The organism is Pseudolabrys sp. FHR47 (assembly GCF_005153485.1).
Lineage (GTDB): Bacteria > Pseudomonadota > Alphaproteobacteria > Rhizobiales > Xanthobacteraceae > Pseudolabrys.
The window spans coordinates 2,387,366-2,409,782 of sequence record NZ_CP039740.1 but is presented as its reverse complement, the minus strand read 5'-3'; the positions used below and the strand labels follow the sequence as shown (position 1 = coordinate 2,409,782).

The window sequence follows — 22,417 nt, the reverse complement described above, 5'->3', positions numbered from 1 at the left end:
TTGCCGAAGCGGCAGGGGGTTGTTACCTAACCCCGCAGAATCCAAGGGCTGCGGAACCCTCTCGCGCCCGGTTTTTGGGGCCGCCACGGCCCCGGTGAAGGCCTCAATGTCCGCGAAGCAGCCCTTTTACATCACCACGGCCATTTCCTACCCGAACGGTCATCCGCATATCGGTCACGCCTATGAGGCGATCGCGACCGACGCCATCGCCCGCTTCATGAGGCTGGACGGCTACGACGTCTATTTCCTCACCGGCACCGACGAGCACGGCCAGAAGATGCAGCAGACCGCGGCCAAACTCGGCCTGACGGCGCGGCAGTTGCGCGACCAGAACGTGCCGCGCTTCGAAGCCATGGTGAAGATGCTCAATTTGTCGAACGACGACTTCATCCACACCACGGAGGAGCGCCATTACCGCTCATCCGAAGAGATCTGGCGGCGGATGGAGGCCAAGGGCGACATCTATCTCGACAAATATGCCGGCTGGTACTCGGTGCGCGACGAGGCCTATTACGCCGAGGACGAGACCCATGTGAACGAGCAGGGCACGCGCCTCGCCACCAAGACCGGCACGCCGGTCGAGTGGGTCGAGGAGGAGAGCTATTTCTTCAAGCTGTCCGCCTACCAGGACAAGCTGCTCGAGCTGTACGCCAAGGTGCCGGACTTCGTGCTGCCGAAGGAGCGCCTGAACGAGGTGGCAAGCTTCGTGAAGGGCGGTCTCAAGGACCTGTCGCTGTCGCGCACCACCTTCGACTGGGGCATTCCGGTGCCGGGTAACCCGAAGCACATCATGTATGTGTGGGTGGACGCGCTGACCAACTACATCACCGGCGTCGGCTTCCCCAACGAAAACGACCCGAAATTCAAGCGTTATTGGCCCGCCGCGCTGCACGTGATCGGCAAGGATATTGTGCGTTTCCACGCTGTGTACTGGCCGGCTTTCCTGATGTCGGCAGGCGTCGCGGTGCCGAAGCGCATTTTCAGCCACGGCTTCCTGTTCAACCGCGGTGAGAAGATGTCGAAGTCGGTCGGCAACGTCGTTGATCCCTTCACCATGGCGGAGACCTACGGCGTCGATCAGATGCGCTTCTTCTTCCTGCGCGAGGTGCCGTTCGGCCAGGACGGCAGCTACAGCCATGAGGCCATCGTCAATCGCATCAACGCCGATCTCGCCAACGATCTCGGCAATCTGGCGCAGCGCTCGCTGTCCATGGTCGGCAAGGCCTTCGATGGCAAGCTGCCAGTGCCGGGCGAATTCACGCCGGAGGATCAGACCATCCTCGCGGCGGCCGACGCCATGCTGCTGGCGGCACGTGAGCACATGAAGACGCAGCAGCTCCACCAGATGCTGCACGTGGTGTGGTCGGTGGTGGCCGATGCCAACCGGTATTTCGCCTCCGAGGCGCCCTGGGCCAAGGCCAAGACGGATCCGGCGCGGCAGGGGACGATCCTCTACGTCACCGCGGAGATCATCCGGCAGGTCGCCATCCTCGCCCAGCCCGTGATGCCGGTGTCGGCCGGCAAACTGCTCGACCTCCTCGCCATTCCGGCCGAAGAACGCAGCTTCGCGGCGCTCGAGGGCGGCAAGCGCATTGCGCCAGGCTCGGCTCTGCCGGCGCCGCAGGGCGTCTTCCCGCGCTATGTCGAGCCGGAGACGGCGGACGATGCCGCCAACGCTCCCAAAGAGCCCAAAAAGCCAAAAAATCAGCCGAAAAAGCCTTGATGCTCGTCGACAGCCACTGCCACCTCGATTTCCCGGAATTCGCGCCCGAACTCGACCAGATCGTGGAGCGGGCGCGCGCGGCCGGGGTCGGGCGCATGGTGACGATCTCAACCCGGGTGAAAAAGCTGGCGCAAGTCCTTGCGGTCGCGGAGAAATATCCGGAAGTCTTTGCCTCAGTCGGGACCCATCCGCATAACGCCCAGGAAGAACCGGATATCGCCACGGGCGAGCTTGTGACGCTGTCCCGGCACCCCAAGATCGTCGCCATTGGCGAGGCCGGCCTCGATTATCATTACGACAAGTCGCCGCGCGACCTGCAAGCCCAGGGCTTCCGCCGCCACATCGCGGCGGCGCGCGAAACCGGGCTGCCGCTGGTGATCCACACGCGCGAGGCCGATGCGGACTGCGCCGCGATCCTTGAAGAAGAAATCGGGAAGGGCGCCTTCCCGGCCGTGCTGCATTGCTACACCGGCGGCCGCGATCTCGCCTTCAAGGCCGTCGAGCTCGGCCTCTATATCGGCTTCACCGGCATCATCACCTTCAAGAACGGCGAAGCGCTGCGCGACATCGCCCGCGACCTGCCCGCCGACCGCATTCTGGTCGAGACCGACGCGCCGTTCCTTGCGCCGATCCCGTATCGCGGCAAGCGCAACGAGCCGTCTTTCGTCGTCAACACGGCCAAGGTGCTGGCCGAGACGCGCGGCGTATCGGAGACCGAAATTGCGCGGCAGACCACGGAGAACTTCTTTCGCCTGTTCTCGAAAGTACCGCGTTCGCTTGCCGGCGATGCTAGGAAGGCCGGATGACGCTGCGTTTTACGATTCTCGGCTGCGGCTCGTCCATGGGCGTGCCGCGCGTCGCGCTGGGCTGGGGCGATTGCGACCCGGCCGAGCCGAAGAACCGCCGCCGCCGCTGCGCGCTTTTGGTGGAACGCATTGCCGCGCCTGACAAGGTGACGCGCGTCCTGATCGATGCCGGGCCGGATATCCGCGAGCAACTCATCGACGCCAATGTCGACTGGGTCGACGGCGTCCTGATCACCCACGAGCACGCCGACCACACCCACGGCATCGACGACCTGCGCCCGATGTTTGTCAAGCACCGGCGCCTCGTCGATGTCTACATGGACGAGCCGACCTCGATCGCGATGCATGCCCGCTTCGGCTACTGTTTCAGGACGCCCGCAGGCAGCAATTATCCGCCGATCCTTGCCGAGCACCGGCTCAAGCCGGGCAAGCCGGTGACGATCGAGGGGCAGGGAGGCCCTATTGAGCTTTTGCCGTTTCTGCAGGACCACGGCGATATCGTCTCGCTCGGCTTCCGCTTCGGCGATGTGGCCTACTCGACCGACATGAAGGGCTTGCCGCCGGACAGCATCGCGGCGCTGGAAGGACTCGACATCTGGATCGTGGACGCGCTGCGCAAGGCACCGCATCCGAGCCACATGAACCTCGAGGAATCGCTAGCGCTGATCGCGCGCATCAAGCCGAAGCGCGCCATCCTGACCGACATGCACACCGATCTAGACTATCAGACGCTGCGCCGGACGCTGCCGGACGGCATTGAGCCGGCCTATGACGGCATGCAGATCGAGGCCTGATGGCGCATGGAAAACTGCGCGATTTCAATAAAATGCGCGGAAATCCTGATGTGTCGCGTCGGCTTCTGGTCAATCCGGCCACACAGAAATATTCCATAATATGTCTTATGCGAATCGGGTTGAGATCGGCGGGGCTGGCGAAGTCTCTGGATAAGCCCGCCGCCCGCCGCGCCTTGGCGGACTTCCGCCGCTACGGTGCCCGGCATCGTTCCGAACGCTCATGAGCCGCCCGTGAAGCCATCCCGTGACATCTCCCGCCTGATCGAGATCATGGCCGCGCTGCGCACGCCGGTGACCGGCTGCCCGTGGGACCTCGAGCAGAACTTCGCGACCATTGCGCCATACACGATCGAGGAAGCCTACGAGGTCGCCGACGCGATCTCGCGCAATGATCTGGTCGATCTGCGCGATGAACTCGGTGACCTGCTGCTCCAGGTCGTGTTTCACGCCCGGATGGCGCAGGAGCAAGGTGCGTTCGATTTCGGCGGCGTGGTCGATGCCGTGACGTCGAAGATGATCCGGCGCCATCCGCATGTTTTTGCCGATGCCGACGGCAAAACCGCGGCCCATGTCAAAGACCTCTGGGAAGACATCAAGCAACGGGAGAAAGCCGCCAAAGCGGCTGCCAAAGGCGTCGCGGTCAGCGACAAGCCGGCGAGTGCCCTTGATGGCGTGCCGGTCGCCCTGCCCGCATTGACCCGCGCCCTGAAGCTGCAGCAGAAGGCCGGCCGCGTCGGCTTCGACTGGAACGATCCGCGCGCGGTGCTCGCCAAGATTCGCGAAGAGGCCGACGAGATCGAGGCCGAGCTCGATCGCGCCGAGAACGAGAAAGCCGCTGCCGAAGTCGGCGATCTCCTGTTCGCCGTGGTCAATCTGGCGCGGCATCTCGACGCCGACCCGGAAGCGATCCTGCGCGCCACCAACGCCAAATTCGAACGCCGCTTCACCGCCATCGAGGCCGCGCTGGCGTCACAAGGCCGGAAGCCACAGGATGCCACACTCGCCGAAATGGACGCGCTGTGGGATCAGGCCAAGGCGGCGGAGACGTAGTACGTCCGCCTAGAGCCTACCGCCATCGACGATGAAGCTCTGGCTGGTGATGCCGGAGGCGTCGTCAGAGGCCAGAAACAGCGTCATCCGCGCGCAGTCCGCCGGATGCAGTTTGTGCTTCAGGCACTGCCGTTCCATCAGTTTTTTTTCGGCTTCGGGCGTCAGCCACAGATCAAGCTGGCGCTGCGTCATGATCCAGCCCGGAATAATGGCGTTGACGCGGATATTGTGGACGCCGAGATCGCGCGCCAACGATTTGGTCAGGCCGAGAACGCCTGCTTTCGAAGTCGAATAGGCCGCGAGATTCATTGCGCCCGTGAGCCAGGCGCTCGACGAATAATTGATGATCGCGCCGCCGCCGGCGGCCTGCATGTCGGGATAGATCGCCTGCGCGGCAAAGAACTGGTGCCGCACATTGACGGCGATCCGGTTGTCCCAGAACTCCGGCGTGACCTCGTCGATCTTGTGACGTTGATCGTGTGCGGCATTGTTGACCAGAATGGTGATAGGCCCGAGCGCTTTGCGGATGTTGCCGATAGCCGTTTTCAACGCGGCGATATCGGTGACGTCACAATGCTCGTAGTGGACCTTGGCCTTGGCGCCGATGTCCGCGATCAGCGCTTTGGCCGCATCGTCGGCGATATCGACAAAACCCACTTTCGCGCCCTGCTCGGCGAAGTGCCGCACGATGGATTCGCCGATGCCGCTGGCGCCGCCGGAAATGAATACGACCTTGTCCTTGAGGCTCGGATAGTTCGCGTAGGCCACGTCAGCCCCCCATTTTGTTCGATGCAGAGCGTCGATTGCGCGCAAGTCACCAGAAGCGACAAGGCAAGGCAATAGCCTGAGCCCGCGGGGGTCTGGTTCAGCTATGCAGGCCCGGCGCTTCGTAGCCGGTGCGGGCGACATATTCGGTGTAGCCGCCGCCATAGGCGTGGACGCCGTCGGGCGTGAGTTCGAGCACGCGGTTCGACAGCGCGGCCAGGAAATGCCGGTCGTGCGATACGAACAGCATGGTGCCTTCGTATTTCGACAAGGCCTCGATCAGCATTTCCTTGGTCGCCATGTCGAGATGGTTGGTCGGCTCGTCGAGCACCAGGAAGTTCGGCGGGTCGTATAGCATGATCGCCATGACGAGCCGCGCCTTCTCGCCGCCGGACAGGACGCGGCATTTCTTTTCGACATCGTCGCCGGAGAAGCCGAAGCAGCCGGCGAGCGAGCGCAGTGAGCCGATGCTGGCCTGCGGGAAGGTGTATTCGAGCTGCTCGAACACGGTGCGCTCGCCATCGAGCAGGTCCATGGCGTGCTGCGCGAAATAACCCATCTTGACGCTGCCGCCGACCGTGACCGTACCGCCATCGGGTTCGGTGGTGCCGGCGATCAGCTTGAGCAACGTCGATTTGCCGGCGCCGTTGACGCCCATGACACACCACCGGTCGAGGCGCCGGATCGAGAAATCGAGGCCGTCATAGATCGTGCGGCTGCCATAGGCCTTGGCGACGTCCTTGAGGATGGCAACGTCTTCGCCCGAACGCGGCGCCGGCGGAAAGTCGAAGCTGACGCTCTGGCGCCGCCGCGGCGGCTCGACGCGTTCGATCTTGTCGAGCTTCTTCACCCGGCTCTGCACCTGCGCGGCGTGCGACGCCCTCGCCTTGAAACGCTCGATGAAACGGATTTCCTTGGCCAGCATCGCCTGCTGGCGCTCGAACTGCGCCTGCTGCTGCTTCTCGTTGAGCGCGCGCTGCTGCTCGTAGAATTCGTAATTGCCCGAGTAAGCGGTGAGCGAACCACCGTCGATCTCGACGATCTTGTTGACGATGCGGTTCATGAACTCGCGGTCGTGCGAGGTCATCATCAGCATGCCGTCATAGCCCTTGAGGAACTGCTCGAGCCAGATCAGGCTCTCGATATCGAGATGGTTCGACGGCTCGTCGAGCAGCATGGCGTCGGGCTTCATCAAGAGTATGCGCGCCAGCGCGACGCGCATCTTCCAGCCGCCGGATAGCTTTCCGACGTCGCCGTCCATCATATCCTGGGTGAAGCTCAGGCCTGCCAGCACCTCGCGGGCGCGGGCATCCAGGGCATAACCATCGAGTTCGGAGAAGCGTTGCTGCACTTCGCCGTAGCGCTCGATGATGGCGTTCATCTCGTCGGCGCGGTCCGGATCGGCCAGATCGGGATCAGACATGGCGGCTTCGAGTTCTTTCAGCTCGGCAGCGACTTCGCTGACCGGCCCGACGCCGTCCATGACTTCGGCAACGGCGCTGCGGCCCGACATCTCGCCGACATCCTGGCTGAAATAGCCAATGGTGATGCCGCGATCGACGACCACCTGCCCTTCGTCTGGCGCCTCCTGCCCGGTGATCATGCGAAACAAGGTCGACTTGCCGGCGCCGTTGGGGCCGACAAGGCCGACCTTTTCGGCGCGGTTGAGCGCGGCCGAAGCCTCGATGAACAGGATCTGGTGGCCGTTTTGCTTGCTGATGTTGTCGAGGCGGATCATGGAGAGCGAATTCCGGAACGGGCGGCGCACTTCACACGCCGCATAGGCGCTGCTTTTGCGCCGGGTTTCATGATGATTTGATGATGGATGCGTGAGATGGCTTGAACGTCAGCTACAGCGCGAATTTAGCCCTCACCTGCGCAGCCTTGTCGGGTGTGGCGCGGACGGTGACCGAGACATGGCCCTCGTCGTCCGTTGTCTTGTCGAGTACTTCGGTGTGGCGGTAGAGCCAACTCAGGCCGGCGCCATCCGATGCATCAAGCGTTACCGACAAGGTTTGCCGGCTTTCGCCGAGACGGTTTTCGATCGCGCCGGTGAGGTTGTCGATGCCCTCCCCGGTCAGCGCCGACACGATGATCGGCGCACGCTCCGGGGCCTGCCGGGCGGCGAGGTTGTGAATGCGCTCGCGGCCGTCGGCGTCGAGCGCGTCGATCTTGTTCCAGACCTCGATGATGCGCCGGTCGGTCGGCTCGATGCCGAGCTCGCCGAGCACCTTGGCGACATCGGCCGACTGGGCGCCGGTGTCCTCGTGCGACATGTCACGGACATGCAGGATGATGTCGGCTTCGATCACTTCTTCGAGCGTGGCGCGGAAGGCCGCGACCAGCATGGTCGGCAGATCGGAGATGAAGCCCACGGTGTCCGACAGGATAATGCGGGTGCCGTGCGGCAGGTCGATGGAGCGCAAGGTCGGATCGAGCGTGGCAAACAGCATGTCGGCCGAGAGGACGCTCGCCGCGGTCATGCGATTAAACAAGGTCGATTTGCCGGCGTTGGTGTAGCCGACCAGCGCGACGATCGGATACGGCACGCGCTTGCGGCTCTCGCGATGCAGCTTGCGGGTGCGCTTGACCTTCTCCAGATCGCTTTCGATCTTGCCGATGCGCTCCGAAAGCATGCGCCGGTCGGCCTCGATCTGGGTCTCGCCGGGACCGCCGAGGAAGCCGAAGCCGCCGCGCTGGCGCTCAAGATGCGTCCAGGAGCGAACCAGCCGGCCCTTCTGATAGGTCAGATGGGCGTGCTCGACCTGCAGCACGCCCTCCTTGGTCCGGGCGCGGCGGCCGAAGATTTCAAGGATCAAGCCGGTGCGATCGATGACCTTGGCGTTCCAGGCTTTCTCGAGGTTCTTCTGCTGCACCGGCGAGATGGGGCAATCCATGATGACGACGGAGGCCTCATGGCCTTTCACCAGTCCGGCGATCTCATCGACCTTGCCGGAGCCGATATAGGTCGCGGGCTTGACGACCTGCAGCGGCACGAGGCCGCCTTCGACGACGTCGAGATCGATGGCGCGCGCCAGCCCCATCGCCTCGTCGAGGCGCGCCTGCGGCGTGCGCGTGTCGGCGCTCGCGCCACCCTGGCTGCGCAGATAGGGTTCGATGACGAGCGCACGCCCGCTGCCTGACCCTGAGGGAGTCAGCAGGTCCGCACTCTTGTCGCGATCACGCAGTTCCAATGAGCTATCTTTTCCGGCGCATGATCTTACCCGAAAACCGGAGGACCACTTTTCGGGATCATGCGCTTACGCCTTTTCCGGCGTCAGTGGTTCTTCGCCGCCTTCGAACAACTGGATCGGGTGTCCGGGCATGATGGTCGAGATGGCGTGTTTATAGACGAGCTGCGAATGCCCGTCCCGACGCAACAGGACGCAGAAGTTATCGAACCAGGTGACGACGCCTTGCAGTTTCACGCCGTTGACCAGGAAGATGGTCAGCGGAATCTTCGCTTTGCGGACGTGGTTGAGAAACGTGTCTTGTAAGTTCTGCGCTCGATCGGCAGCCATGGCCGTGGTCCATTTTTTAGCTCGCATCTTAACGCGCGAGACAATCGTTGCCCTTTAGTCCTCGGCGACACCGCTGGTATCCCCTGTCGAGCGGTGGAATCCGAGGCCCGGGAAATCCTATTAGATGGCACCCTGCCCGTTCGCGCAAGCGAAACGTCGATGTTTTGGCCTCAAGCCACTGAAATATGGACCATTTTGGTGCATTATGGACGCTGTCGGGGCTCAGCTGAATTCCGCCCTGCTGTGGTAGTCGCGGCGCAGGGCGCCGGCCGTCAATCCCGGCGCACCGTTGCCGACCGGACGCCCGTCGATTTCGGTCACCGGCATGACCGACTGGCTGGCGGAGGTGACGAAGGCCTCCCGCGCCGCATGGGCCTCCTCGACCGTGAAGGCCCGCTCCTCGAAGCGCAGCCCCTGTTCGGCGATCAGATCTAGCAAGACCGAACGGGTGACGCCCGGCAGGATGTCGCCGGCCAGTGGCCGCGTCACCAGGATGCCGTCACGGGTGACAATCCAGGCGGTCGATGACGCGCCCTCGGTGACATAGCCCTTGGCATCGACCAGCCAGGCCTCATGCGCGCCCTTGTCGCGCGCGGTCTGCTTGGCCAGCACGTTCGGCAGCAGCGACACCGATTTGATATCGACATGGCGCCAACGCTCGTCCGGCACGGTGACGACCACAATGCCTTTGGCGGCGCGCGCCTCGATCTTCGCCAAATCGTTGCTACGCGCTGTGACAACCAGGGTCGGCTGCGTGCCCTCAGGCGGGAACGTAAAGTCGCGGCGCATCTGACCGCGGGAAACCTGCACATAGACGATGCCGTCGGTGACACGGTTGCGGCGGATGGTCTCGCGCATGATGACAGCGAGCGCTTTCACCGACACCGGTCGCGCCATATGCAGACGATCGAGCGAGCGCTGCAGGCGCGCCATGTGGCGGCGCTCGTCGACCAGTTTGCCGCCGATGACTTCGCAGACTTCGTAGACGCTGTCGGCGAACTGGAAACCGCGATCGTCGATGGACACGCCGGCTTCGGCGTGCGGCAGATACCGGCCGTTGACGTAAGCGATGCGGGACATGGTGCGCTAGCCTATTCCCAGCGCCTTGAGCTTGCGATGCAGCGCCGAGCGCTCCATGCCGACGAATTCGGCGGTGCGCGAGATGTTGCCGCCAAAGCGGGAGATTTGCGCCACCAGATATTCGCGCTCGAACACTTCGCGGGCATCGCGCAGCGGCAATCCCATCAACTGCTCGCCGCCATTGCCATTCGGCATGGCCGGCACCATCGAGCCGACATCCTGCGGCAGCATGCTGGCATTGATCACGGCGTCTGGATCGCCGCCGGCGAGGATCATCAGGCGTTCGATATTGTTGCGCAGCTGGCGTACATTGCCCGGCCAATTGTGCGACTGGAGTACCGCCATGGCGTCCTCGCCGATCCGGCGTTTCGGCAGGCCGGTCGATTGCGAGATCTGATCCATGAAGTAATCGATGAGCTCGGGGATATCCTCGCGGCGCTCCGACAAAGGCGGCACACGCACCGGCACCACGGAGAGACGGTGATAGAGGTCCTCGCGGAATTGCCCCTGCGCAATCGCGGCCTCGAGATTGCGGGCGGTCGAGGCGACAATGCGCACATCGACGGCGACCTTGCTCGAACCGCCAACGCGGCTGAAGGTCTGATCGACCAGCACACGCAGTATCTTGTTTTGAGTTTCGCGCGGCAGGTCGGCGACGTCGTCGATAAACAGCGTGCCGCCATGCGCCTCTTCCAGCGCGCCGGTCTTGCGCGCTTCAGTGCCGTTCGCCTCGACCCCGAACAGCTCGGTCTCCATGCGTTCGGGCGTGATCGCCGCGGCGTTGATGACGATGAAAGGTCCGCCCGTGCGCTGCGACAATTCGTGCATGGTTCGCGCGGCGAGTTCCTTGCCGGCGCCGGAGGGGCCGACAATGAGCACACGGCTGTTGGTCGGCGCAACGCGGTCGATGGCCTGCCGCAGGCTCGACATCGCCGCCGAGCGCCCGACCAGGGTCGAGGGCGACGGCGCGAGTTGTTTCAGCTGCCGCACCTCGCGCTTGAGCCGTGACGTCTCCAGCGCGCGTTCAGCCACCAGCACCAGCCGGTCGGCCTTGAACGGCTTTTCGATGAAGTCGTAGGCGCCCTGCTTGATGGCCGCGACCGCGGTCTCGATGTTGCCGTGGCCCGAGATCATCACGATCGGGATCTCGGGATGCTCGGCCTTGAGGATAGTCAGCAACTGCAGGCCGTCGAGCTTGGAGCCCTGCAACCAGATGTCGAGGAAGATCAGGTTCGGCCGCCGCGTCACGATGGACGCCAGCGCGTCGTCGCTGTTGCGTGCGGTGCGCGCGACGAAGCCCTCGTCCTCCAGGATGCCCGCGACCAGATCGCGGATATCGGCTTCGTCGTCGACGATGAGGATCTCTGCTGCCATGCGCTGTTACTCGTTTGTCGTCTTTTCCGGATCGGCCGCAGGCGCGACCTCGGGGGACTCTGAGTGCGTCGCGCCAGGCTTTGCGGCGGCGGAAAACCGCATCCGCATCCAGGCGCCGCGCTGACCCGGAATCTTGTCGGCGGCGTCGCGCAATTCGAGCGCGCCGCCGTGTTCCTCCAGAATGCGCCCGACGATGGCGAGACCAAGGCCGGTGCCCTTCTCGCGCGTCGTCACATAGGGCTCCATCAACCGGTTTCGGTTTTCCTTGGGCAAGCCGATACCGTTGTCGACCACGTCGATGACGATGTTCTCGCCGTCGCGGCCGGCAAAGACACGGATCGTGCCTTTCCAGCCTTCGACGCGCTCGGCATCCGGTACGGCGGCGATGGCCTCGGTCGCATTCTTGATGATGTTGGTGAGCGCCTGCGAAATCAGGCGACGGTCGAACTGGGCGTGCAGCGGCTCTTCGGTGATCTCGGCCGAGATATCGAGATCGGCATTGCCGACGCGCTGCAGGAACACCGCCTGACGTACGGCGTCGGCGACGTCCTCGCCAACGATGACAGGCTTGGGCATGCGCGCGAACTTGGAGAACTCGTCGACCATCTGCCGTATGTCGTCGACCTGCCGGATGATGGTGTCGGTGCATTGCTGGAAAACGCCGCCTGCATCTTCGCCGATCACCTTGCCGTACTTGCGACGCAGACGTTCGGCCGACAACTGGATCGGCGTCAGCGGGTTCTTGATTTCGTGCGCGATGCGCCGCGCGATGTCGGCCCAGGCCGACGAGCGCTGCGCGGTGACGAGTTCAGTGATGTCGTCCAGCGTAACGACATAGCCGTGGTTGGTAGCGCCGGAGCGCTCACTGGTGACGCGCACCGACAGATTGCGCTCGCGCCCTGCTCGGTTGATCGTGACCTGGTCCTGGGTGCGGCCGCCATGCTTGGCCGCCAGCATAATGCCGGCGAGTTCGGGAAACACTTCGTTGAGCGGCTTGCCGACGGCCTGGGCCTCGGTATAGCCGATCAGCTTTTCGGCCGAGCGGTTGAGAATGGCGACATTGTCGAAGGTGTCGACGCCGATGACGCCGGCGCTGGCGCCCGCCAGAACCGCCTCGGTGAAGATACGGCGGGTGTCGATGACGTCGCGGGCGCGCACCAGATCGTCGCGCTGCGTGCGCAGTTCCTGCGTCATGCGGTTGAAGGTCTCGCCGAGATGCGCGAGATCGCCTTCGGACTGCCGCACCGGCACGCGGACATAAAGATTGCCTTCGGACACGGCATTGGCCGCACCGATCAGGCGGCGGATCGGCGCCACCAGCTTGTTGGCGAAGTTGAAGCCGATCCATACCGCCGAGAGCAGCACGATCAGCGCGATCACCGTGTACATGAGGCCGAAGGCGACCTGGACGCCGAAGCGCCGTTGCTCGATGGCAATGTATTCGGACACGCTGGCGCGCGTCTCGCGCAGTTGCGGTACGACGCGCGGATCGAGCAGGCGCGTTACGTAGAGAAAGCGGTTGTCGTAGTTCTGCAATTTGATGACCGCCGCGACATAGTTGGTGTCGGGCAGCAGCACGAGTTGCGGCTCCTTGTCGCTGATGGTCGCCAGCGCTTCACGCGGCGGCAGCGCAAAGGTCTGGTTCGTGCGAACGTCGGCCCGCGCGATCTCCTTGAGATCGCCATCGAACAGGATCGCGGAGGCAAGGCCGCGCACCGCGGCCTGATAATTCAGGAATTGCTTGAGCTGTTCGGGGCTTTCCTCGATCACTTGCCTGGCGCGAGACAGATCGAAGGCCATCACCAGAATGTCGGAACGGACGATCTGAGCGTGGTCGCGCAGGTAAGCCTCGGCGACGACGAGCGAGTTCTCGATCGCGGCACGGGTCCGGTTTGAGAACAATCGATCGAGGCCACGGTCCAGAGTGACGCTGGCGACGATGGCGACGAGGATCGCCGGCGCGGCGGCGATGATCGAGAACAGCCCGACGATGCGGACATGCAGCCGCGCGGCTGCCCTGCCCGAGCGCCGCGCCTGCACCACCTGCCACACCTCGCGCACGATGATGGCGAGCAGCAGGATGACGGTGGCCGCGTTGGCCAGCAGCAGCGAGACGACGACGTAGTGGGTCGGCGCGATCGGCGTCAGGTCGGCGAGCACGATGAACGTGGCGAAAGCCGACAAGAGCGCCAGAACGACGGCGATGGGGCCGAGAACGCGGCTTGAGCCTTCCCGTCTGGACGGCGAAGCCGTACCTGTAATCTCAGCCGTTGTGGCCTGGTCGAGGCTCATACGATCGTCAGGCCCTGTGGATCGGTTTCGCAGTCAGACAGGCGCTGGGAGCGCCCCGTGCCGCCGGGAATCTTCCACGGCACTGATGCTTTTATACAACAATGTTGCCGAATTGCGACAAGACTGCGGCAGGCTGACTCACAGATTTAAGGCCTGTGGGAGCGCAACAAGCTAACCGACCAGCTCCCGCACCAGCGGCGCGACCTTGGTGCCGTAAAGCTCGATACAACGCATCATCTTGGCGTGGGACAGCGGGCCGGCCGAATACTTCATGTCGAAACGTTGCGCGCCCAGCGCCTTCACGGCGGCGGCAATCTTTCTCGCCACCGTCTCTGGTGAGCCGACATAGAGCGAGCCATGCTCGATCTCGCGCTCGAACTCGGCCTTGCCGAACGGCGCCCAGCCGCGCTCAGCGCCGATCTTGTCGCGCATGCGCTTATAGTCGGAGAACAGTTCTTCCCTCGCCTGTGCGTCGCTCGCGGCGATGTAGCCGTGCGAATGCACGCCGACGGGAAGCTCCGGCTTGTTCATCTCGGCGAGCGAACGTCGGTAGAGATCGGCATAGGGCGCGAAGCGCCTGGGATCGCCGCCGATGATCGCCAGCATCATCGGGAAGCCGTAATTCACCGCGCGCATCACGGACTCAGGCGTGCCGCCAACGCCGATCCAGGTCGTCAGCGACGCGTCGAGTTTGGGATAGACACTCTGGTTCTTCAGCGGCGGCCGTGTCGTGCCTTCCCAGGTCACCGGCTCCTGCTTCAGTACGGCCGCATAGAGGTCGAGCTTCTCGTTGAACAGTTCCTCGTATTTGTTGAGGTCGAAGCCGAACAGCGGAAAGGACTCGATGAAGGAGCCACGACCGAGCATGACTTCGGCGCGGCCGTTCGAGGCGGCGTTGAGCGTGGCAAAACGCTGATAGACGCGGATGGGATCGTCCGAAGACAGCACCGTCACCGCCGAGCCGAGCCGGATGCGTTTCGTCCGTCCGGCGATTGTCGCGAGCACCATTTCCGGCGACGACACGGCGAAGTCGGCGCGATGATGTTCGCCGACGCCGATGAAATCGACACCAGCCTCGTCGGCCATTACGGCCTCGTCGACGAGGTTGCGGATCACCTGCGCCGCGTGCAGTGGCTGGCCGTCCGGCCCGTCGGTGATGTCGCCGAAGGTGTCGAGTCCGAGTTCAATCGTTTGCGCCATGGAAGCCTGCCCCGACGGTGTCACCGCCTATCTAGCGGTGCGAGCATCGAGGGCAAGTAGGCACAAACATTAGCCTGTACCGGCCTTAGGCCGGGTGAGCGTAGCGAAACCCGGGACAGTGCCTCTTTCATCCCGGATTTCGCTACGCTCATCCGGGCTACAAACTAGTTCCCGCCGCGGTAGACCTGAATATCCAGGTCGCGGATCTTCTTGCGCAAGGTGTTGCGGTTGACGCCAAGCAGATCGGCGGCGCGGATCTGGTTGCCGCGCGTCGCCGCCAGCGCTGCCGTGAGCAGCGGATATTCGATCTCGCGCAGGATGCGATGATAGAGCCCGGCCGGCGGCAGCCCATCATCAAAGCCGGCAAAATAAGTCGACAGGTGCCGCTCGACCGCGCCGCTCAGGGATTCCTCACCGCGCGGTTCATCTCCCGCGGCCGGCAGCGCCGGCTGCGCCAGTTCGCTTTCGATCACGGCGGCGGTGATGGTCTCCTGCGGATAGAGCGCGGCGAGACGGCGCGCGAGATTTTCGAGTTCGCGCACGTTGCCCGGCCAGCGGTGCCGCTTCAGACGATCGAGTGCCGCTTGGTCGATCTGCTTGGGCGGCAGGCCTTCACGCTGCGCCTGGGCGAAGAAGTGACGGATGAGATCGGGAATGTCCTCGGTGCGTTCGCGCAAGGGAGGCAGCCGCAGCGGCACGACGTTGAGGCGGAAGAACAGGTCCTCACGGAACAGGCCCTGCTGTATCTGCAGGCGCAGGTCCTTGTTGGTGGCGGCGATGATGCGCACGTCGCTCTTGATCGGGGTACGGCCGCCGACCGTGGTGTATTCGCCCTGCTGCAACACGCGCAAGAGACGCGTCTGTGCTTCCATCGGCATGTCGCCGATTTCGTCGAGAAACAAGGTGCCGCCTTCGGCCTGCTCGAAGCGGCCGGCAGAGCGGGTGTTGGCGCCGGTGAAGGCGCCCTTCTCGTGGCCGAATAGCTCGGATTCAATGAGGTCGCGCGGGATCGCCGCCATGTTGATGGCGACGAAGGTGCCGGCGCGCCGCTTGCCGTAGTCGTGCAGCGCCTTGGCGACCAGTTCCTTGCCGGTGCCGCTCTCGCCGGTGATCATCACCGTGAGGTCGGTCTGCATCAGGCGCGCCAGCACGCGGTAGATTTCTTGCATCGCCGGCGAACGACCGACCAGCGGAATGGCGTCGAACTCTTCGGGCTTGGTCGGCTGGGTGCGCGGCTCCTTTGGCTCGGACAGTGCGCGGCCGACAATACCGATCAGTTCCTTCAGATCGAAAGGTTTCGGCAAATACTCGTAAGCCCCGCGCTCCGAAGCGCGGATCGCGGTCATAAAAGTGTTCTGCGCGCTCATGACGATGATCGGCAGATCGGGCCGAGCCTTGCGGATGCGCGGAATGAGATCGAACGCGTTCTCGTCTGGCATCACGACGTCGGTGATCACGAGATCGCCGTCGCCCTGATTGACCCAGCGCCACAAGGTCGCGGCATTGCCGGTCGAGCGCACTTCATAACCGGCGCGCGACAGAGCCTGATTGAGAACGGTACGGATAGCCGCATCGTCATCGGCGACAAGGATGCTCCCCGTCGGCATGTATCTACCTCACGAAGTCTGGGCCGACGGCGCGTCTTCGCTTGCGCCGCCTTCGCCGCTGTAAATGGGCATCAGCACGCGGAAGGTCGTCCGCCGCGGCTGGGATTCACACTCGATGATGCCGCCGTGATCGCCCACGATCTTCGCCACCAGCGCCAGGCCCAATCCGCTGCCGGATGGTTTGGTGGTGACGAAGGGGTCGAACAAATGCGGCATCAGGTCGTCGGATACGCCGGGTCCGTTGTCGCGCACGCAGAATTCGAGCGGCAACGACACGCGGGCATTGGTGCCCGGCACGGCCAGGCGCACGCCCGGCCGGAAGGCGGTGGTGAGATGGATTTCGCCGTCGGTCGCATCCTCGCCGATCGCCTCGGCTGCGTTCTTGACGAGATTGAGGAAGACCTGGACGAGCTGGTCGCGATTGGCGAGCACCGGCGGCAGCGACGGGTCGTAATCCTCGACGAACTTGATGTGGCGCGCAAAGCCCGATTGCGCCAGCCGCTTCACATGATCGAGCACGACATGGATGTTGACCGGCTCGCGCTCGACCGGGCGTTCGTCGCCGAAGATCTCCATGCGGTCGACCAGCTTCACGATGCGGTCGGTCTCATCGCAAATCAATGTTGTGAGTTGACGGTCTTCGTCGGCAGCCGATTGCTCGAGGAGTTGCGCCGCGCCGCGGATGCCGGACAGCGGATTCTTGATCTCATGCGCCAACATGGCGGCCAGCGCGATCACAGAACGCGCCGCGCCGCGATGGGTGAGCTGGCGGTCCATCTTGTCGGCGATGGTGCGCTCCTGAAGCATGACGATGACATGCTCCGGGTACTCGGCCAGCGGCGCGACATGCAGATCGACCAGCCGCTCGCCGGGATTGCGCGGCGTGGCGAGATCGACCTTATATTCGTTCACCGCGGCACCGCTGCGACGAACCTGCTCGATCAAGGTCAACAGCGGCGAGCCGAACGGCACCAGATCGCGCAGCATATTCCGCCGCAGCATCGGGATCGAAGCTTCGAAGAACTGCTCGGCGGCGACATTGGCGTCGGCGATGCGGCCGTCCGGCCCCACCATGATCACGGGATGCGGCAAGGCATTCAGCATGGCATCCGCTGTCACGGTCGTCATGCCGGCGGATGCCGGTTTAGCCTGGGCGCGGCTCATGCGGCGGCCCTCCATGCGAAGTCGTCATAAGCATCGGCAAGGCGGCGGCGTGCCTCGTCCGGGTGCTCGGTGGTGAGCACGCGCGTGCGATGGGTCTTGAGCAGTTCGTCGGAGACACCGGCGGTTTCGGCGGCGGCATCGAGCGCCCAGCCGAGGTGCTTGCGCGCATGGCGGCGGCCGATGGAGACGCCATGGTGTTCGATGTGTTCGGCGTAGAGCGTGTCGATCAACTCAAGCTGCACCTTGAGCGACGGTGTCTCGCTGTGCTGTCCGGTGGCGATAAATTGCGCCACCTGCCCCGGCAGCCACGGTTTTCCCTGGGCGGCGCGGCCGACCATCACCGCATCGGCGCCGGAGGCCTGCAGTGCGGCGACCGCATCGTTGCCCGAACGGATATCGCCATTGACGACGACAGGCACGGTCACCGCCTCCTTGACCGCGCGAACGGCGATCCAGTCGGCCGAGCCGGTATAAAACTGACACCGCGTGCGGCCATGGACGGTGATCATCCTGACGCCGGCATTCTCGGCGCGGCGCGCCAGTTCCGGCGCGTTGATCGAGCCTACATCCCAGCCGAGCCGCATCTTCAGCGTCACGGGCACTTTGACGGCGTTGACGGTCGCGTCGATCAAAGTGAGCGCATGATCGAGATCGCGCATCAGCGCCGAGCCCGAGGCGCCGTTGGTCACCTGCTTCGACGGGCACCCCATGTTGATGTCGATGATCTGCGCGCCATTGGCTTCGGCGATGCTCGCGCCTTCCGCCATCCAGCGGGCCTCGCAACCGGCAAGCTGCACGACGTTGATGGCGACGCCGGCGCCATGGCTGCGCACCTGCGCCTCGCGCTCGCCTTTGGCCAAGCCGGCGCAGGCCGTCATCTCGGACACGACGAGGCCCGCGCCCAGGCGTTCGGCCAACCGACGAAACGGCGCATCGGTGATCCCGGACATCGGTGCCAGGATCACGCGGTTGGGCGCGTTGATACCGCCGACGTTAAACGCAGTGGCGTAATTGATCTGGATCAAGTTCGGTACAGGGGTATTGCCCAGCATTTAGGCTGAACCTCACGTTGCATAGAGTTTAGCCATTTTGACGGCTCGTGCAAGTGCTGCACTGCAATATCCTTGGCCTATCCTTGGCCTATCCTTGGCAGGGTTACCGTGGTCCTGCCTTGCAAATGAGCCGGTATGGCAGACGGCTATCCTGCGTTTGCAGGTTGTGGCGAACGCGGTAAAGCAAACGACGGGAAAACGGGCAGGAACTCCGCAACTATGGCGAAAATCGCAGCCGTTATTGTCGCTGCCGGGCGCGGTACCCGGGCCGCCGGGTCGGACGTTCCCAAGCAGTTCCGGCAGGTCGGCGGTGAGGCGGTGCTGCGGCGGTGTCTGACGGCCTTTGCCGGTTGCGAGCTTATCCACACCATACAGACGGTCATACGTCCGGGAGATGAACCCCACTATGCGGAGGCCGCCTCGGGCCTTGCCGTGGCCCCGCCGGTCCATGGCGGCGATACCCGCCAGGCGTCCGTCCGCGCCGGCCTGGAGGCGCTCGCCGGCGAGGCGCCCGATATTGTGCTCATCCATGACGCCGCCCGGCCCTTCGCGAGTCCTGCCCTAATCGCCCGCGCAATCGAGGCGACGACCGAGACCGGCGCGGCCATTCCCGGCCTCGCGGTCACCGACACGATCAAGAGCATTGACGGCCATGGCTACGTCGGTGAGACACTCGACCGCACGCGCCTGCGCGCCGTGCAAACGCCGCAGGCTTTCACCTTCGCGCCAATCCTGGAAGCGCACCGCCGCGCGGCACACGAAGGCCGCACCGACTTCACCGACGACGCGGCCATTGCCGAATGGGCCGGCATGCAGGTCCGCGTATTCGATGGCGAAAGCGCCAACATTAAAATCACGCACCCGGAGGATTTCGTGCGCGCCGAAGCGATGCAGCTTTCCCAATTGAGCGACGTGCGCACCGGTACCGGCATCGATGTCCATGCCTTCGGTCCCGGCGACCATGTGATGATCGGCGGTGTGCGCATCGCGCACGGCCAGGCACTCACCGGCCATTCCGATGCCGATGTCGGCCTGCACGCGCTGACCGACGCCATTCTCGGCGCGCTGGCCGATGGCGATATCGGCTCGCACTTTCCACCCAGCGATCCACAGTGGAAAGGCGCCGCCTCCGACCGCTTTCTCAAATTCGCCTGCGAGCGCGTCGCGTCGCGCGGCGGCCGCATCGCCCATCTTGATCTCACTATCGTCTGCGAGGCGCCGAAGATCGGGCCGCATCGCGACGCCATTCGTGAAACCGTAGCCCGCATCGCTGGATTATCGATGGACCGCGTCGCCGTGAAGGCGACGACCAGCGAGCAGCTCGGCTTTACCGGTCGCCGCGAGGGCATCGCGGCCTATGCCACGGCGACCGTGCGCCTGCCGTGGTCGGAAAAAGCGTGAGGAACACAATGCTCGATGAGGACATCGTCAAGGCGGCGCGTGATCTGCTCGACATCTGCAAGCGCAAGAACCTGCTTGTCGCCACCGCCGAGTCATGCACTGCTGGTCTGGTCGCCGGCACGCTGACCGAAGTGCCGGGCACCTCGAGTATTCTCGACCGCGGCTTCATCACCTATTCCAACGAGGCCAAGAACGAGATGCTCGGCGTCTCGCGCGACCTTCTGGCCAGGCACGGCGCGGTAAGCCGCGAAGTGGCCGAAGCGATGGCCTCCGGCGTGCTCGGTCATTCCCGCGTGCATCTCGCCGTATCGGTGACGGGCATCGCCGGCCCGGATGGCGGCACGCCGACCAAGCCGGTGGGGCTCGTGCATTTCGCCGTCGCATCGCGCTCTGGCAAGCTCACCCATGCCGAAAAGCGCTTCGGCGATATAGGTCGCGCCGAGGTGCGGAAACATTCCGTGCTTCAGGCGTTCAGGATGCTGCACGAGATGGCTGAGGGCGAAGAGGCTTACCCGCCCCATCGGGCGATATGACCGACACCCAAACCAAGCGCCCCTGGTATCACGCGCTCGTACCGATCGCCGCGATCGTCGCGGCCTCGGTGCTCGGCCAGATCGCAACCTTTCCGCATCTGGCGCCGTGGTACGCCGGCCTCGCCAAGCCGCCGCTCAATCCGCCGAATTGGGTGTTTGGCCCGGCGTGGACGACGCTCTATGTGCTGATGGCCTTCGCCACCATTCGCGTGATGTGGCAGCCGGAGACGGCGGTACGCAAGCGAGCGCTCGTGCTGTTCGCCTTGCAGCTTGCGTTCAATGTGGCGTGGTCGTGGATGTTCTTTGCCGCCGAGAATCCGCTGCTCGGGCTTATCAACATCGTGCCGCAGCTCGCGCTGGTGATCGCCACGGTGACCGCCTTCTACCGCGCCGATCGACTTGCCGGCATCACGATGGCACCGCTCGCGCTCTGGGTCGGCTTCGCGACGCTGCTCAACGCGTCGATCTGGTGGCTGAACGGCTAGGTATTTCGCGGCGGCCGTAAAGTGCGCCATACTGCTGCCCTGCAGACGGCAGCATGGGGCACTCGATGGCAATCGTCGGAAAGGTTTCGCCGGTCACGCTCGGCCTGTGCGTGGCCTTGGGCTTTCTCGCGTTGATCCTGTACGTCGGCGCGGTGTCGCTATTATCCGACATGGCCGGCAGCGACCCTGCGGGCAATGCTTATTCCCAGGCTTACGCGGTGATTACGCTTGTCGCGTTGTGGGTGTTGCTGGTGATCATACTCACCATCGCCCTCGCCAAGGGTGGGGCCGGCTGGCCGGTCGTCACGGCTGCGGTCATCCTGATCCCTGCATCGGCCATCGCCTCGCTGTTCGCCATGGGGCTGCTGACGAACCCGAACGAGCCACCCTATCTATGGCCGATCGTGATTCCCGCCAGTCTGCCGCTGCTGGTGCTCGGCTTCGCGTTCTGGACGCTCTTGCCCGGCATGCGTTCCATATTGCCAGCGCACGTCGTGGTGCCGGCAATTTGGGGGGCCGTGTTCGTGCTGTGTCTGGCGGTCGTGCCGTTCAACCTGATGCGCGACAGCGCCAAGGAGACGATTGCCGCGGCGCGCGCCAAGACAGAAGCCGATTACGACAAGCTTCCGGCCGATGCGGGTCTGGCGCAGTTGCTGCCGTTCATGGGCGCGTTCTATGGCGAGAAGGAAGCCGAGCTGAACAGGCGCCTCCGCAGACTACCGACACGCCAGAGCGAGGCTGAAGCCATGTTGGCCCGCGGCGAATTTCCGCTGCGTTATCTCGGCTGGCTCCACCTCGATCCGACGCAGTCCCTTTGCGAGAAGGCCCGCGCGCAGCTGCGACAGAACGTTGGGCCGTTGATGCTCAAGTCCGGGGAAACGAAGCCCTACACCGTCATCGCGCAGCACGTCACCGATGCCGTTACGGCGATGAAGTGGCTGGTCGGCTATGACTGCTCGTGCGACGCGGAGTCTCTGGCCTGGGAGCAGATGGCGAGCGCCTATCGTGATCCGGCGTTCGAATTCTATGAGCTGAAGCGGTTGCGCGATCCGCAGGAACTGGGGCGGGTCCTGCGCGATTATCCCGAACGGTTCTCGATGCTGACGCCGAAGGCCTCGCTCAAGGCCTGGTTGAGTTTCACCGAAGAGGAGGAGTATCGGACACGGGCTTTGGCCGGTGCGCGGACACTGCCGCACCGTAATGCCGACATTGTGACGATGCTGAATAATCGCTCGGACGAACATATGGCCTGGACGGCCATGACCTATCTGCCGCAGCTCGATCTCGAAGCGACGCCGGAACTATGCCGCGCCGCGCTCACGCAGATCAAAGAGGCGTTCGCGAAAACGTACCGGCCGAAGGCCGACGATCCCCGTTCCTACGATGAACTGCTCGGCCGCCTCGGCGGGCGCGGAAAGCACTTCGCGGCGCTGATTTGGCTGGGCGAGCATGGCTGCGACGTTGGCCCCACGATCAAGGACGCGGAAGAGCTGATCCGGTCCTATCGGCGCTCGGCCGAGAGTGACGCGATGCTGGCCTCGCTTGCGCGTCTGCCACGGAAATAATCTTA

The 22,417-nt window shown here is 64.1% G+C and carries 19 protein-coding genes; 8 read left to right on the top strand and 11 right to left on the bottom strand.

All coding sequences use genetic code 11. From position 1 onward, the window contains the following. Positions 1-106: 106 nt before the first annotated feature. The 4 genes from metG to mazG all read left to right on the top strand — a co-directional run bounded on the left by metG (position 107) and on the right by mazG (position 4,373). Positions 107-1,723 carry a methionine--tRNA ligase gene (metG, locus tag E8Q40_RS11880; RefSeq protein WP_137044763.1) on the top strand — a complete coding sequence of 539 codons (1,617 nt, stop codon included), beginning with the start codon at positions 107-109 and terminating at the stop codon, positions 1,721-1,723. Beyond that, positions 1,723-2,529, top strand: a complete 807-nt coding sequence (locus tag E8Q40_RS11875; RefSeq protein WP_137044762.1) for a TatD family hydrolase — start codon at positions 1,723-1,725, stop codon at positions 2,527-2,529. Before metG ends, E8Q40_RS11875 begins: the two co-directional genes overlap by 1 nt. Further along, positions 2,526-3,323, top strand: coding sequence for an MBL fold metallo-hydrolase (locus E8Q40_RS11870; RefSeq protein ID WP_137044761.1), 798 nt, complete (start codon positions 2,526-2,528; stop codon positions 3,321-3,323). Before E8Q40_RS11875 ends, E8Q40_RS11870 begins: the two co-directional genes overlap by 4 nt. Before the next feature lie 231 nt (positions 3,324-3,554). Beyond that, the gene (gene mazG, locus E8Q40_RS11865) at positions 3,555-4,373 is read left to right on the top strand and encodes a nucleoside triphosphate pyrophosphohydrolase (RefSeq protein WP_137044760.1); all 819 of its coding nucleotides are present in this window, start codon (positions 3,555-3,557) and stop codon (positions 4,371-4,373) included. Between the two features lie 9 nt (positions 4,374-4,382). Here mazG and E8Q40_RS11860 read toward each other — a convergent pair whose 3' ends face one another. The 11 genes from E8Q40_RS11860 to dusB form a co-directional block, all read right to left on the bottom strand. Beyond that, on the bottom strand, positions 4,383-5,141 hold the full coding sequence (locus E8Q40_RS11860; RefSeq protein ID WP_137044759.1) for an SDR family NAD(P)-dependent oxidoreductase: 759 nt from the start codon (positions 5,139-5,141) through the stop codon (positions 4,383-4,385). A gap of 97 nt (positions 5,142-5,238) precedes the next feature. Then, positions 5,239-6,876: an ABC-F family ATP-binding cassette domain-containing protein gene (locus tag E8Q40_RS11855; RefSeq protein WP_137044758.1), complete on the bottom strand. Its 1,638-nt coding sequence runs from the start codon at positions 6,874-6,876 to the stop codon at positions 5,239-5,241. 112 nt (positions 6,877-6,988) lie between these two features. Further along, the gene (gene hflX / locus E8Q40_RS11850) at positions 6,989-8,332 is read right to left on the bottom strand and encodes a GTPase HflX (RefSeq protein WP_137044757.1); all 1,344 of its coding nucleotides are present in this window, start codon (positions 8,330-8,332) and stop codon (positions 6,989-6,991) included. 66 nt (positions 8,333-8,398) lie between these two features. Further along, on the bottom strand, positions 8,399-8,659 hold the full coding sequence (gene hfq, locus E8Q40_RS11845) for an RNA chaperone Hfq (RefSeq protein WP_056911246.1): 261 nt from the start codon (positions 8,657-8,659) through the stop codon (positions 8,399-8,401). A gap of 222 nt (positions 8,660-8,881) precedes the next feature. Further along, a complete protein-coding gene (locus E8Q40_RS11840; protein WP_137044756.1) occupies positions 8,882-9,739 on the bottom strand; it encodes a D-amino-acid transaminase in 858 nt (285 codons plus the stop codon). A gap of 6 nt (positions 9,740-9,745) precedes the next feature. Then, positions 9,746-11,113, bottom strand: a complete 1,368-nt coding sequence (locus E8Q40_RS11835) for a sigma-54 dependent transcriptional regulator (protein WP_137044755.1) — start codon at positions 11,111-11,113, stop codon at positions 9,746-9,748. Between the two features lie 6 nt (positions 11,114-11,119). Further along, positions 11,120-13,405: a PAS domain-containing sensor histidine kinase gene (locus E8Q40_RS11830; protein ID WP_137044754.1), complete on the bottom strand. Its 2,286-nt coding sequence runs from the start codon at positions 13,403-13,405 to the stop codon at positions 11,120-11,122. Positions 13,406-13,576: 171 nt separating this feature from the next. Beyond that, entirely contained in the window at positions 13,577-14,605 is a 1,029-nt protein-coding gene (locus E8Q40_RS11825) for an LLM class flavin-dependent oxidoreductase (protein ID WP_137044753.1), read from the bottom strand. A 164-nt stretch (positions 14,606-14,769) separates the two neighbouring features. Then, the gene (ntrC, locus tag E8Q40_RS11820) at positions 14,770-16,212 is read right to left on the bottom strand and encodes a nitrogen regulation protein NR(I) (protein ID WP_137044752.1); all 1,443 of its coding nucleotides are present in this window, start codon (positions 16,210-16,212) and stop codon (positions 14,770-14,772) included. Between the two features lie 9 nt (positions 16,213-16,221). After that, positions 16,222-17,376: a nitrogen regulation protein NR(II) gene (locus E8Q40_RS11815; RefSeq protein ID WP_246662811.1), complete on the bottom strand. Its 1,155-nt coding sequence runs from the start codon at positions 17,374-17,376 to the stop codon at positions 16,222-16,224. Next, positions 17,373-18,428: a tRNA dihydrouridine synthase DusB gene (dusB, locus tag E8Q40_RS11810; protein WP_137044751.1), complete on the bottom strand. Its 1,056-nt coding sequence runs from the start codon at positions 18,426-18,428 to the stop codon at positions 17,373-17,375. Before dusB ends, E8Q40_RS11815 begins: the two co-directional genes overlap by 4 nt. A gap of 219 nt (positions 18,429-18,647) precedes the next feature. On the opposite strand from dusB, the gene E8Q40_RS11805 reads away from it, so the two are divergent. From E8Q40_RS11805 to E8Q40_RS11790, 4 genes are read left to right on the top strand one after another with little or no spacing between them, the layout of a single operon-like run. After that, positions 18,648-19,829 (top strand): bifunctional 2-C-methyl-D-erythritol 4-phosphate cytidylyltransferase/2-C-methyl-D-erythritol 2,4-cyclodiphosphate synthase, encoded by a 1,182-nt coding sequence (locus E8Q40_RS11805; RefSeq protein ID WP_137044750.1) that lies wholly within the window; start codon positions 18,648-18,650, stop codon positions 19,827-19,829. 8 nt (positions 19,830-19,837) lie between these two features. Beyond that, positions 19,838-20,362: a CinA family protein gene (locus E8Q40_RS11800; RefSeq protein ID WP_137044749.1), complete on the top strand. Its 525-nt coding sequence runs from the start codon at positions 19,838-19,840 to the stop codon at positions 20,360-20,362. Next, positions 20,359-20,847 (top strand): TspO/MBR family protein, encoded by a 489-nt coding sequence (locus E8Q40_RS11795; RefSeq protein WP_137044748.1) that lies wholly within the window; start codon positions 20,359-20,361, stop codon positions 20,845-20,847. Before E8Q40_RS11800 ends, E8Q40_RS11795 begins: the two co-directional genes overlap by 4 nt. A 53-nt stretch (positions 20,848-20,900) precedes the next feature. Next, positions 20,901-22,412 carry a hypothetical protein gene (locus E8Q40_RS11790; RefSeq protein ID WP_137044747.1) on the top strand — a complete coding sequence of 504 codons (1,512 nt, stop codon included), beginning with the start codon at positions 20,901-20,903 and terminating at the stop codon, positions 22,410-22,412. The last annotated feature ends 5 nt before the right edge of the window (positions 22,413-22,417 follow it).